Consider the following 12,407-nt stretch of genomic DNA (forward strand, 5'->3'; position numbering starts at 1 on the left):
CTTCTAAATCTTGAAAGATATATCATCTAAACATAGCCAATTATTGTCTACATTATTCTTCACAGTAACATCGCCATTTGCATATATCACTACGATTGCCGTTCCATAACTATTGTTTAACGCTTTTTTATAAATGAATCGACTAGGACGATATCCTACTGGCAAATTGATAATCGCTGCATCATTCTCAAGACTTCCTCCAGTTGCAACACCACGAATTTGAACTATTCCATCAGCTGTTTTAGTATATTGAACTGCAGCATCTCCTGCTGTTTTCCATCCGTTTCGATAACTAGCGTTGTGCCATGTGTCAACCTCTCCACATAACGGAATCCAAACGCCCCACGAATTAGAATAATAACGACGCATATACATCGCGTCTTTATTTGCAGGCACATACATTTGGACGCAATTGTTATTGCTATCTTGAGTTATTACGGTAACATAGCCTGTATTATCATCCCCTTGTGGACTATTAGTGACTCGATACGCATAATATCCGCCTGCATTTTTCAAATTGTTTAGATCACCATTAAATTTTAATGACTTTCCTTCACGGGATGTCATAGCGAATTCCTGAATAGGTTTACCATTTGACATAATTCCGCCTTCAACGTTTAAACTGCTATGGAATGCCACTGGCAAGAATGATTCAAAATGTCCTTCCAGCTCTGGAAATCCACCTACTGCTGCGCGATTGTCTCCCCATGCCCACAATACTCTAGATGAGCGTACTAGAAGCACTGAGTCTACTAAATCGCTCAACTTGTCTTGAATCACTAAACGAATATTATATGCCTTGGAAAGCTCATAGAACGCGCCACAATCGAATTGACGATTAATACGTTCTTGAGACTCATTAGTGAGATTAACTGCATCAATCCACCTATTAACCTTTTTAGCTGAATACTGAATTTTAAGCGTGTACGGATTCCTATTCACTCCATCAATTACTAACGGACTCACGTTTGCAGCAACTGTGGCAATGATAGTCTTATTAGTTCCGTTACCTGTTCGGTTAGCTAAGAATCCAATAATTTTAGGCGAGTAGTAATCCCATACTTTGATAGTCTTAGATTTAGTGGCTGTTCTGCCGCGTGAGTCAGTAACCTTTGCAATAACTTCTAAATTACCAGCCTTATTAGCTGGAAAGTCTCCTGTTGCTGCTCTAACCACTAAACTATCCACTGTTAACTCAGTAGATACAATAGTTGAGCCGTGAGATCCTGCTGCATTAATTGCTTCAACCCTCATTACAGACTTATCTTTAACAAAATTCCCAACAGGGATAAATTCTGCTAATTGTGCTGTTCTTTCCGTAATCGTCACATCTTCAAGTGTAGGAACGATAGAAGCAGGAATCTTAATCGGAATCCCTCGCTTATATATATCATTTCCAATCTTGTCATTGCCTTTGAACGTACGTACACACACATCTAGCAGTCCAGTATCGCTGTTTGTGATACGTTCTGCATAAGATATTGGAATTGTTAGCTGTACGCTTGTATCGTGGCCTGTTCCTAAATCAATCCAACCGCTGTCATTCACTTGCCACCATACCTGGTGCCTAAATTCATTAACTTTCTTATTGATTTCGATAGTAACTGGTTGCTCTAGTTCAGTTGCCTTAACTGAGCCGATAGCGCTGGAGCGTGGGATATTGGTTAATCCAAGCGTTCCACTGAACCAGTTAATATCTCCCTGGTCTGCAACATTCAGAATTCTTGCCCAGAATGTGATTGTCTTGCTTCCATCTTCATTGTGAGGAATTCTAATAGTTCCACTTCCGAGTAGCACCCTGTTTGTATTTCTTAAATCGAAGCTTACATACTTATTAACTACTGTTTGTCCGTTAATCGTAGCTTCTGCCCATGTCTCATTGTTTAAGTCATAAACCCATGTACTGCCTCGTTCCAGCCATAAGTGATACTGAACTGGAGAGTCGTTATTTTCGATGCTGTAATCAGTCTCAACAACTTCCATAGCAAGCTTTGCATATCCGCTGTTAGTAAACTTTTCAATCCTAGCCATTTACAGCACCTCCTACATAAGATATGACGGTAAATTCATTGTCATATCTTTCGAAAATATGATTGGCAATAGTAACGGAATTCCAGAATGTGGCACTAACAATATTCATTTGTTGGCCAGACACATACGCTACGACACGGCCAGAATCAATAAATTCCATGCGCTCGTTTGTGTATCGAGTTTGCAATTTGTTTCCGTTCTTTCCGATAAGCATTCCATCTTCAGAGACGTTGAAATATGTCGATATAGCATTAAGAAGAACACTTGACTGTTCCATATTAAGCTCTACAGCTTTCGTTCTTTGCCCTAGTCCTTTAATCTCTTCTGCAGTCTCTTGAATTCGTTTATAAGACTCTTCAAGATTACTGAATTTCCCAGTTAAATCTCTAAGTGTGTCTTCTGTGACTTGAGATTTATTGATAATTTCCATCACATTAGCGAATTGATTAGCATGCTCTCTGTTCCGTTCTTCAAATTCCTTCTGAAGTAGCTTCAGCTCTTTGTCATCTTTATTAAGAACAGGTTTCCATTCTCCATTAGAATATATTTTAGGTATTTCTTTTCCTGGAGTACTAGTATCTGTCCATAAATCTCCAGCAGTTGGATTTGCTGGAGGAGTTGGCCCTATCGACTTATTAACAATGAAGTCTTTAATTACAATCGAGCTTCTTGCAGCAATTTGATTGCCTTCGATTGCCTCACAGATAAAAGTAGCCTCTCGATCAACATCGCTTACAGTAACTTGTAATTCATTACTTCCATTTGCGTGCTGTTCATTCCATGCTGCATCGTCTGTTCCATACTTACTCACACGTTTCCAACGATAAGTGAATCGACTGTTCATTTGGATATCCATCTTGCTGACATTAGCGATTAATTTGGTAGAGATATTACTGTTCTGGAATACTACTCCGTCAGTTGATTGGATTGTCATAACGAATGGCACACTCGTGAAATCAAAAAGACGTTCTTGCACTAATGTGCTTAAACGTCTAACTTTCTCACTGATTGTATCCTCTCTGGATTCGATATTAGTAATCTTGATTTCCCCATATCCATTAGTTGATAGAGACTTCTTGATGCTTGCTACTCTTCCTTCTACAATCAATGCTGGTTCATAATTATGATCCACAATGATTACTGTATCTCCGATGTTCACTTCTTCAGGAAGCATATTGATAGGCACATCAAAAGTAACTTCTGGATGGTTCCATTGTTTCAACTTGATAACAGCTTCTGCCATCAACGCTTGTGGAGTTTTAGCTTCACTTTCATAACGTTTAACGATTCCTCCTCCGCCAGGAGAGTTCCCAGCTCGCTTCCATCGTTTTACAGCGTCTGTGTCCACTAAGTAAATCGAACCTTTTTTCGATTCAATATTTCCCTCTTTATATTCAACATCAGATAGTGTAATACCATCCGCTCCAGTTGCTACGAGCATCGTGGCTAATTTTTCAATAGATATGGTCCTTTTAACGTTTGAAACTTCTCTTCCAACTTCTAAGCGGACTTTTTTGTCTTCGCCAATCTTTTTATAAATGTGGATTAGCTTTCTGAATATCTTTCCATGAACAAATTCGAAGTCATAAGCTATTTCAGCATCGAATCTTCTTACTAGCTGTCTAAGTCTCTTAGTAGCAGTATCTGTTCCATCCCATTCAAGTTTACGAGTGGTTGTTTCTGGAATTTCATTAGTTCCGATTTCCCAGCCTGAATCGTAAGTAAACTCTGCGATGTAATGAGTAATTGGATAGCTCTTATCTGCTTTGTAAGGCGGAACTTGTTCCCCTAGAAGGTCTAGGCCAGCGTCTTCAGCGTAAATAGTCTTAGAATCTTTGTCTTCCTCGATTCGCATTACTTCAAACGAACGTATCTTGCTACCGTCTTTTACAATCAGATAACATCCTACGTTAATTTTTTCAATCTCCGAATCTCCGATTTTATCAACCGTAAATTGATAAGTTCCGATACCAGTGTCCAGGTCTTGTTCAAACCAATCGTTGTATGCAAAAAGTCCGTCAGCCAAGTCAAAACTCAACTGACAGACAATATCATACTGTCTATTCGTAACCGTAATCATAACCAACACTCCTTATAGACACATTTAATACTTGGAACAGCTTTGTTTCCATCCGCACTAATCTCTATTTGAGTCGTTCCTGGTAAAATTCCAAAAACTTGACTGGCAGGATTAATGTATTTTCTTTTCCCGTTAATAAGAAGTGTGTTGCTTTCTGATTCAAAACGAACTACATCCCCTGTTTTGATAACATCCTCTCCGTTCTCATATCCGTACTGTACAGCTTTCCCGTTCGGATGAGCTAACGCAATCATCTTGTATGGTGAACTAGCTATAAACGTATAAATAGGATAAGTAGGAGCTGTTCCGTTATTTTCGACAGTCAACTTTCCACCGATTACTGTTCCGTTCTTTTCTGCGGTTGAATACGCCACTCCTTTTGGGATTAAAAATTGCAATTGCAATTCAGCACCACGCACAGAACTTGTAGGAATGATTTCACCAGTCAAAACGGCTTCGTAGTATCTTGAAGGTTGGTCTTTAAAGATTAATTTTTGATTTGGTACAGAGAAAACTCGGTTTAGCACGTCAATCGTTTGTAACACATCGTGTTTAACAGTGACCCTAACCGTAATAGTTTTTTCTGCGTATTCTCTCTTAATAAATCTTTTCTGTTTTACAACGTTGGTAACGAGAGGTGTCATAGCACGTTCTACTTTGTTAATAATTATTAAACTCGATAAATCTTGCCCATTGTAAATCATGTTAATTCACCCCTCGCTCTCATCATTCTTCTATCATTAAGTTTGTTATATCCATTCACTACATCAGTTAATTTACGGCCGTCTAGATAAGTGTTGTTGTCCTTCTCTAGAATCTTAAGCAATACTTCGATAACCACATCGAGTTTTGAATCTTGCCCAATTGGTTGGACCGTTGCATTTTTCGAAGCAGAATCTTGCATATTGGATAAAGACGTGCCGTAGCTTACTGAATAGTCGACTGGAATTTGTGGGATAGACTCTGGAATAACCGCATCTATCATATTTTCGCTAGCTTTTGCAACGTTATCGGCTTCGTTGTTAATCCCGATAGCTAAACCTTCGCCAGTAAACTTACCAATCTCTTTAAAAACGCGCGATGGAGAGTGGATACCAAGTAATCCCTTAGCCCAATCTATAGCACCTCCAACAACATCGCCAATAGCACTAACAACGCTACCAGCCATCCCAGCAATACCTTCTACTAATCCTTGAATGATATTCTTACCAATATCGTATAAATTAATACTAGATAAGTAGCTTGTAACATCGTTCCAAATACCGCTAATTGTTCCTGGAATTTTACCGAAGAAATCTCCTACAGCCTGAACGATATTACTAAACATTTGGGATGCGATATTGAACATATTGCTTACGCCGTCCGCAACGAATGAATAAGCAGAACTTACAAATCCGCTAATAGAATCGACGATAGCACTCCATATAGAAGTCGCTACATCCCAAATAGATTGCATGATATTCCTAAACGTTTCAGACATTCCAGTGAATATATTTACGACATATTGCACTAGCGTATCTACAAATGCAGATACGATCGTACATAATGATTCCCATATCGTTTGTGCTGCAGTAAGAATATTAGTCCAAATTTGACTAAGAGTGCTTAGTGCACCTTCAAAATTACCTGTTAATAGTTGTAATAGAACCAACACTGGTCCGATAATAACGTTCTTTATGATTTCCCATGCTGCGCCTGCTGCAGTTGAGATAGCATTCCAAACGGTATCAATATAATTTTTAATCAATTCAAAACTGGCTTTAACCATATTAATAATCGGTTGGATTATAGGTTTTATGACTCCTAGAAAAGCGTTCCACGCTTTCGTGGTTAATTTTGTAATAGAATCCCATAAATTCTTAAAGAACTGAGTTAAGTTATTAACTACTGATGTGATAGCGTTAACTACGTTTTGCCACGTTTCCGAAGCCCAGCTTGCAATGCCGTTCCACAAACCTGTTAAGAAGTTCATGAAATCTTGCCATATTTTTTTGCCAGTTTCGGTTTGCGTGAAGAACCATGTCAAGGCTGCTGTTATTGTTGTTATTGCTGTAATAATTACCGTAAGTTTATTGGCATTTAAAACAGCGTTGAAGATTTTAAACGCTCCACTTGCACCCATCGTTGCTGCAGCGTTTGCCGCTTCCGCAGCAGTCAATGCTTGAGTACGTACAAACTGTGCGAGCATTAACCCGTTTGTGATTGCTAATACTGTTTTACGAGCAACTTCGATACCTTTGATTACTCCCATCACTACTTTGTAACCAGTGTATGCTGCCGCAATCCCAACTACAGTAGATTTAAGTAAATCCATTGCGGTTTGGTTACTAGAGATATATCCAGTTAAGTCTTTAATCCAACCAGTTGCATCTCTTATTAAGCCGCTCAACGTTTCGAATGCTCCACCTACTGTGTTAATAGTGTCCTCTGCAGTTGCGATTTTAAGTAAATCATCAACAAAACTTCCGATGATTGCGGATACGTTACTAACGATTCCTCCGATGTTATCGAAAGCCAGTTTCAAATTCTCAACAACTTTACTAAATATTTCCTGGACTTTAGCAAACGCGTCGGATTCAACAACACCTTTAATGAATTGCTCTCCACTGTCTTTCAATTGCAAGAATCGGTCTTTTAATTCGCCCACAAAGCCTGTTAAGTTTTGCATAGCGGTAACAAGTCCGTCTAAGACAACTGAACCAATCGTGGCTTTAAAATCTTCCCACGTCTGTTTCAAGTTCCCCATGACGTTTTCCCAACCATCAGCTTCACGAGACGCTTGTCCCATTGCCCCTGACACTTTGTTGGCGTCTTCGTACATTCTTAAGAGTACTTCTTGTTGTTGTAAGCCTGATAACTTCGAATATTCCTTACCGAACAACTCTGTTGCTTTTGCGTTCCGAGTGGTTTCAGTAGACAAGATTCCTAAATTATCCGCAACCTGGAAGTTACCCTTTAAATAACTCTTTAAGATTTCAGTCGTTTCTTCTAGTGACTTATCGTAGAAAGCTGCAGTATCAGCCGCTGCTCTTGTAGCACGAGAGGTAAATTCCATCGCTTGAGTTGTATCCATTCCAGCTACTTTTGCGAATGATGCAATTTGGTTAAAAGCTGGCTTAATCCGTGTTGGGACCGCTCCGACTTCTTTAGCTACGCTGTTCAAAGCGTTTTCTGCAGTATCGACAATTCCATCAAATACTTGTTCGAATTGTGCCTGAGTAGCTTTAGCGGACGCTGCTGCTTCGATTGACATCTTGCCGAAATCAATTAATTTTCCTGCAGCAAATACTCCTGCGATAACAGTAGCGGTTTTCTTAAAGAAACTAGACAACTTATTGCTTGTCTGTTCCCCTTTTCTAGCTACACCGTCCAGTTCTTTTTCTGCGTCACTTCCGCGGATTCCGATTGTCCCAAACAGTCTAAATATCTCACCCATCTTCCTTCACCCCCATACTCATAATTTGTTCTGCTAAACGAATAGCATCTTCTTCTTCAGTTTGACTCATCGTTTTTCCGTCAACTGAAGATTGTTTTATTTTGCTCAATCGTTCTTGTTTGAAAGAGTTGAAATCTTGTTCGATATCTTTCGCTAACCACAACTCCCACAACTTTTCTTCTGCTTCCACCTCAAAAAGATAAGCTAAAAAATCCAACGTCTCTTTCATGCTATAAGTAGCTAAAAGAGCAGTTGGATTTGAATAGCGTTTGAATAATTTATCTTTTAAAGCGTGTTGCCCGAGCCTAAGATTGAGGAGATAGATGTTAAAAAATCCTTCAACTCTGGTTTCTTGAAGAATCTAACTAATAATTGAGTATAGTCAACAAAGTTTAATCCCTGAATTTCCTGAATTGATGTGTTCGTTAAATCAGCAAGGAAAGTGTTAATGTCTAATTTGGCTTTATTAATGTTTGCAAGGATTGTTTGAATTAATCCAGCAATCATTTGCATGCCACGTTTTTCTAGTGCTTTCTCTTGCTTTTCTTTTTCTGCTTTTGTTGGTTTCTTAGGTAAATGGCCTAATAGTTGGCTATCTTTATCTTGTTGTTTTTCAAACAATTCTACAAGATCATCTTTAATATCTAGCTTACCAATGATAGAAAGCATTGAAAACATATCGTCTCCACGTAATTCTCTCATCTCCATAAATTATTCCTCCGATGCGTTTGGATAATAGATTTTAACTGGTGCTACACGATTTGCAACATCTTCAGCATTAGCGTGAGCTTCAAATTTCATTGTGATTACAGCTTCAGAATTATCTTTAGTATCAAATTCTAAACCGCTTGTGCAAAGCGCGTTGTATAGAACTACAATGATTGGTTTTTTACTTCCAGACATCACTCCGACTAATGCGATGTTGTCGATATAGTCGCCATCTTCAAGTCTGTCTTTCAATTGAACGACATCCCATCCTGCTGGATCCTCAGTTCCGTTTCCAATTTCTTTTTTACCATTTAACGCTAAACGGATATTCTCAGCAGTAATTTCTTTAACGTTAACTTCAAGTGTTGCTTCCGCTTTATCAATAATTTTTTGACCTTTGGCAGGCGTGAATACTCCGTCAACTTCAATTGTCCGATAAGTCGTTACGATAGATACTTTATTACCGTCTGAAGTTGCTCCTAACAATTCGCCTTTCCATTTCTTTTCAGCAGAATCCCATCCGATATTCTTATAAATTGCCCCAGCGTCAACCAGGTAATTCTTAGGCGTATCGACTGTATATCCTGTGCGTTTTACTTCTGTTTTTGCCATTTATTATTTCCTCCATTCTGTTTGAACATTTAATCTAATATTTCGACGCTTCACTGTATCTGAACCTGTATTCACTTTATTCGAGCCAACGAATCGAAAGTTTACATATAATTCATCCGTTAATTGCATCATTCCGTTGAAGTGTCGTTTGATTTGTTCCTCTAACTCCAACACCCTTTTATACGAGGTGTTGAAATCAAAAATATCAATTTCAATCGTAATCTCATCTCTCTCACGAGTCATATTTTCACGATCATAATCGTAAGTAAGATATGGATACACCACCTTATCTTTTCGATTCTTTTCATGAAAACATTCTTTAGTGATTGTGGATAGTTCCGATTGTAATAATTTTGCAAAATCTAACATTTCTAACCACCAAAACTTTCTAAAAATGTTTGAGCGATAATGTCCTGCGCACGTTTTTTGTTTTTCTTAAAGGCAGGACGTATAAAAGGCTGTGGCTCGTTACCATACGTGAATACTACTTTCCCGTCTGGACTTCGATATAACCAACCACCTTTTCGACCTAATCCATTCTCAGCAAATTCCCCAGTACCGAATTCAACGAATACGGAATACTCAACGTTCGTTCCTACGAACACTCGTATATCACCACCGTACTCTTTCACGATTGCCTGGATACTATCTCTTAGCTCTCCAGTATCTACTGCTGCTAAAGCCTGACACTGTGAACTAATCAAATTCCCGACCCTTGTTAAGGCCTTAAACGAGACTTCACGCAGTTCTCTCTTAGTGCGTTTGCTATAATCCTCGAAACGAAAACTTCCACTACCCATTTAGCACACCTTCAAAAGTCACGTAAATTTCGTTATGATGATGCACTCCTACAGGGTCATCGCAGTATGTTATCGTGTACCAACGCTTAGATGAATCAACAACACGCATTGTATCCTTGATACCTTCAGTAAACGTTGGGATAATTAAGACGTGAGTAGAACGCTCCACGATTGCGTTTTGCGTCGTATTCGAAGCGTTAGAGCCAGTCAGCATATCAATCCAACCAGTTACAGTCATTACTGTATGCCACTCATCCTGTGAGCCACCAATCCCATCATCGACATAACTCTTTTCTTGTATTTCGAATTGAAACATCATGCCCACCTCAATCGTCTGTATTTGTCAAGGAAACTGTAAAGAGAAGACGGTAATCCATCAATATTGTCGTTTGCATTCACGTCATAGTAAGTAGTACTCATTCGTGAAACTGTTTCTGACTTGATACCGAACTTATCGCCCATTTTCACTCGATAGCGCAAGATGTTTTTCAATCCGAATGCGATATCTGATGGATACTCCACTTTTGTAACAATTGCTTTATGGTTAGAATCCTCAATAAAATCAGAACCTTGAACATAAATCTTGTTACCTGAAATGCAATCAACAACATATAGTCCGTCGTTGTAAATTGAATCGTTGACTTCGATGGTATCGCCTACGCGAACACCTTTAAGAGGATGTCTCATTTCAATAACATTTTCGTGAAAGGATAACGACTGATTACGAATACTTCTGTTTTGGAAATTATTATTCGTTAAATTACGAATCGTTGTCTCATAAGCGTCTAAATCTGCTTTTGAAATAGATTTGTCGATTTCCATCGCTTCTGATAATTGAATAATCATACTCTCGCTCCTTAAATAAAAAAGGAAAGAGGAGTAATTACTCCCCTTTACCTTTATTAGTGTCTTTCGCTTCTTCTTCCACTTCTTCCACTTCTTCCACTTCTTCCACTTCTTCCACTTCTACTTCCATTTCTTCAAACCCATCTTCAAGCAATTTTTCGATGATTGTTTCGTTGTCCGTTTCACGGATAACATTTAAATTTTTGAATTTTCTCATTTTAATAACCTCCTACGGCTTTACGTTTACGAACACTTTTTCGAGTTTCGCTTTTGTAATCCATAAATCATGGAATTTGCGATAATCTGTCTTCCAAGCGTCTGCAGCTTGGTTGACTGTTGGGTCAAACACACGCACTTTATCAGTCTTAGAAACGGCTACAGGAGCATCTTTAGCACTGATAATCCAGTTAATTGCCTTGCTTGAAGAATCTTTCTCGAAACCGCCTTTTTCTTGACCAGATGTTTTACCATCGTTGAATTTGAACGCTGTTTGTAATAAACGTTGTTGCGCGCGAACGATAGGATTGTCATCAAAAGATTCAACACGAACATTCATGCTGCCTTTTGTTAATTGTGTTGTAGACATATGATCTTTAGCATTTTTAGCACTTGCTAATAATGTTGCAGTCGTTGGAGACATCGTAATTACAACGTTAGTTACTCCTGTAGCTTCTTCAATAGTAGTTAAGTCTTTTAATAATTCACCAATGATATTGTCTGCAGTAAGCTCGATTTCTCTAGATTGTGAACCAGCGATTGCAAGTGATGCAATCTTAGAGTAACGATAAGCATCAATTTCTGGAATTACTTGTTGTTTTTGGAATTCGCTCATAACAGCTGAAGCAGTAGCTACAAAGTTAGTTTGGTCCACATCCATCGAATCAAGTGTGAATGAACGTCCACGGTCTTGTGTTAATTTGTATGAATTCCATTTCAAATCAACAGAACCAGTTGTGAATCCATCGCTACGATCATAGTTTGCTAATCCGTCTGTTAAAAGTGTAGCGATTTTAACTTCGTCCCCACCGTTGTATTTAATGAATTTGTCGTTTGCTTCCATCCAACCTGTTGTAGATTCTTGAGTCACTTGTTGGTCAAGTAAAGGTTGGAAAATTTTTGAATATTCTAATGTATTTGCCATATATTTTTACCTCTTTCTTTTTCTTTACTGTTTTGTTTCTTCTAACCCGAAGGCTTTTGCAGCTTCAGCAAAAGCTTTGTCAAATTCAGATACTGCTTCTTTACTGTCATCCAATTTAGTATCTTCAACTTTGTAACCATTTGATGAACTTTGCGCTTCATCCTTGAAAAATACTGGTTTAGATGCACGTAAATCATTAATCTTGTTATCTAAATCTTTAACATTGCCTTGTTCGTCTGCTTCTAACGTACCTAGTAAATACAATCCATATTCCACGTCTGAAATGCCTGCTTTTTCTAAAGCGGAACGCGCTTGATAGTTCATAGCGTTCGTTTTCTCTTGCAATTCTAATTCCTGAATACGTTTTTTATATTCTTCTAGTTGCGTTTGTAACTCTTCGTTCCCTTGACTGTCTTGATTGTCTTGATTGTCTTGACCGCCTTTACTGTTATTTTTTAGTTCGCTAATTGTCGCGTTTGCTGTTCTCAATTGCTCACTCTTTTCGTTAAAAACAGTTTTAGGAACTGCTTGTTTAGGAAATTCACTCTTAATTTCTTGCTCTGCAGTAGCTAAATCAATCGTGCCATCTTCCTTTTGGTATTTCTTTAGAATGTCAATAATCCATTCCATTTTTATCCCTCCAATTTTATGCTGATTCCAACAGCGGATATTTTTTGTGCTTATACTCCACATGAGTCGTGGGTAGTTTATTGACTTGCCCAGGTCAGTTTTGTTGCAACAAAAAAGGACACA

At 38.4% G+C, this 12,407-nt stretch carries 14 protein-coding genes; all 14 read right to left on the reverse strand.

The annotated features are described in order from the left end of the window. Positions 1 to 3: 3 nt before the first annotated feature. On the reverse strand, positions 4 to 2,031 hold the full coding sequence (locus ACO5V7_RS04870; protein WP_485485266.1) for a DUF859 family phage minor structural protein: 2,028 nt from the start codon (positions 2,029 to 2,031) through the stop codon (positions 4 to 6). After that, complete coding sequence (locus tag ACO5V7_RS04875) at positions 2,024 to 4,111, reverse strand: phage tail spike protein (RefSeq protein WP_485485267.1); 2,088 nt, start codon at positions 4,109 to 4,111, stop codon at positions 2,024 to 2,026. The genes ACO5V7_RS04870 and ACO5V7_RS04875 overlap by 8 nt, the downstream gene beginning before the upstream one ends. After that, a complete protein-coding gene (locus ACO5V7_RS04880; RefSeq protein ID WP_485485268.1) occupies positions 4,108 to 4,815 on the reverse strand; it encodes a distal tail protein Dit in 708 nt (235 codons plus the stop codon). Before ACO5V7_RS04880 ends, ACO5V7_RS04875 begins: the two co-directional genes overlap by 4 nt. Further along, positions 4,812 to 7,547, reverse strand: coding sequence for a phage tail protein (locus ACO5V7_RS04885; RefSeq protein ID WP_485485269.1), 2,736 nt, complete (start codon positions 7,545 to 7,547; stop codon positions 4,812 to 4,814). The genes ACO5V7_RS04880 and ACO5V7_RS04885 overlap by 4 nt, the downstream gene beginning before the upstream one ends. Then, on the reverse strand, positions 7,540 to 7,737 hold the full coding sequence (locus tag ACO5V7_RS04890) for a hypothetical protein (protein ID WP_485485270.1): 198 nt from the start codon (positions 7,735 to 7,737) through the stop codon (positions 7,540 to 7,542). Before ACO5V7_RS04890 ends, ACO5V7_RS04885 begins: the two co-directional genes overlap by 8 nt. 95 nt (positions 7,738 to 7,832) lie before the next feature. Continuing rightward, a complete protein-coding gene (locus ACO5V7_RS04895; RefSeq protein ID WP_485485271.1) occupies positions 7,833 to 8,255 on the reverse strand; it encodes a hypothetical protein in 423 nt (140 codons plus the stop codon). 3 nt (positions 8,256 to 8,258) lie between these two features. Continuing rightward, positions 8,259 to 8,867, reverse strand: a complete 609-nt coding sequence (locus ACO5V7_RS04900) for a hypothetical protein (protein WP_485485272.1) — start codon at positions 8,865 to 8,867, stop codon at positions 8,259 to 8,261. A 3-nt stretch (positions 8,868 to 8,870) separates the two neighbouring features. Continuing rightward, the gene (locus tag ACO5V7_RS04905) at positions 8,871 to 9,236 is read right to left on the reverse strand and encodes a hypothetical protein (protein WP_485485273.1); all 366 of its coding nucleotides are present in this window, start codon (positions 9,234 to 9,236) and stop codon (positions 8,871 to 8,873) included. Between the two features lie 2 nt (positions 9,237 to 9,238). Then, the gene (locus ACO5V7_RS04910) at positions 9,239 to 9,667 is read right to left on the reverse strand and encodes an HK97-gp10 family putative phage morphogenesis protein (protein ID WP_298648911.1); all 429 of its coding nucleotides are present in this window, start codon (positions 9,665 to 9,667) and stop codon (positions 9,239 to 9,241) included. Then, the gene (locus ACO5V7_RS04915) at positions 9,660 to 9,983 is read right to left on the reverse strand and encodes a phage head completion protein (RefSeq protein WP_485485274.1); all 324 of its coding nucleotides are present in this window, start codon (positions 9,981 to 9,983) and stop codon (positions 9,660 to 9,662) included. Before ACO5V7_RS04915 ends, ACO5V7_RS04910 begins: the two co-directional genes overlap by 8 nt. Continuing rightward, positions 9,983 to 10,513 (reverse strand): hypothetical protein, encoded by a 531-nt coding sequence (locus ACO5V7_RS04920; RefSeq protein WP_485485275.1) that lies wholly within the window; start codon positions 10,511 to 10,513, stop codon positions 9,983 to 9,985. Before ACO5V7_RS04920 ends, ACO5V7_RS04915 begins: the two co-directional genes overlap by 1 nt. 37 nt (positions 10,514 to 10,550) lie before the next feature. Beyond that, entirely contained in the window at positions 10,551 to 10,730 is a 180-nt protein-coding gene (locus tag ACO5V7_RS04925; protein WP_485485276.1) for a hypothetical protein, read from the reverse strand. Between the two features lie 12 nt (positions 10,731 to 10,742). Further along, positions 10,743 to 11,654, reverse strand: a complete 912-nt coding sequence (locus tag ACO5V7_RS04930) for a hypothetical protein (protein WP_485485277.1) — start codon at positions 11,652 to 11,654, stop codon at positions 10,743 to 10,745. 24 nt (positions 11,655 to 11,678) lie between these two features. After that, entirely contained in the window at positions 11,679 to 12,284 is a 606-nt protein-coding gene (locus ACO5V7_RS04935; protein WP_485485278.1) for a phage scaffolding protein, read from the reverse strand. Positions 12,285 to 12,407 lie beyond the last annotated feature (123 nt).

The sequence above is a fragment of the Granulicatella sp. genome, assembly GCF_057274575.1.

What these genes read in the sequence shown, in the direction of transcription:
- ACO5V7_RS04920 (WP_485485275.1), bottom strand. Translation starts at nt 10,513, where the DNA reads ATGATTATTCAATTATCAGAAGCGATGGAAATCGACAAATCTATTTCA.
- ACO5V7_RS04885 (WP_485485269.1), bottom strand. Translation starts at nt 7,547, where the DNA reads ATGGGTGAGATATTTAGACTGTTTGGGACAATCGGAATCCGCGGAAGT.
- ACO5V7_RS04900 (WP_485485272.1), bottom strand. Translation starts at nt 8,867, where the DNA reads ATGGCAAAAACAGAAGTAAAACGCACAGGATATACAGTCGATACGCCT.
- ACO5V7_RS04925 (WP_485485276.1), bottom strand. Translation starts at nt 10,730, where the DNA reads ATGAGAAAATTCAAAAATTTAAATGTTATCCGTGAAACGGACAACGAA.
- ACO5V7_RS04905 (WP_485485273.1), bottom strand. Translation starts at nt 9,236, where the DNA reads ATGTTAGATTTTGCAAAATTATTACAATCGGAACTATCCACAATCACT.
- ACO5V7_RS04870 (WP_485485266.1), bottom strand. Translation starts at nt 2,031, where the DNA reads ATGGCTAGGATTGAAAAGTTTACTAACAGCGGATATGCAAAGCTTGCT.
- ACO5V7_RS04895 (WP_485485271.1), bottom strand. Translation starts at nt 8,255, where the DNA reads ATGGAGATGAGAGAATTACGTGGAGACGATATGTTTTCAATGCTTTCT.
- ACO5V7_RS04880 (WP_485485268.1), bottom strand. Translation starts at nt 4,815, where the DNA reads ATGATTTACAATGGGCAAGATTTATCGAGTTTAATAATTATTAACAAA.
- ACO5V7_RS04910 (WP_298648911.1), bottom strand. Translation starts at nt 9,667, where the DNA reads ATGGGTAGTGGAAGTTTTCGTTTCGAGGATTATAGCAAACGCACTAAG.
- ACO5V7_RS04875 (WP_485485267.1), bottom strand. Translation starts at nt 4,111, where the DNA reads ATGATTACGGTTACGAATAGACAGTATGATATTGTCTGTCAGTTGAGT.
- ACO5V7_RS04935 (WP_485485278.1), bottom strand. Translation starts at nt 12,284, where the DNA reads ATGGAATGGATTATTGACATTCTAAAGAAATACCAAAAGGAAGATGGC.
- ACO5V7_RS04930 (WP_485485277.1), bottom strand. Translation starts at nt 11,654, where the DNA reads ATGGCAAATACATTAGAATATTCAAAAATTTTCCAACCTTTACTTGAC.
- ACO5V7_RS04915 (WP_485485274.1), bottom strand. Translation starts at nt 9,983, where the DNA reads ATGTTTCAATTCGAAATACAAGAAAAGAGTTATGTCGATGATGGGATT.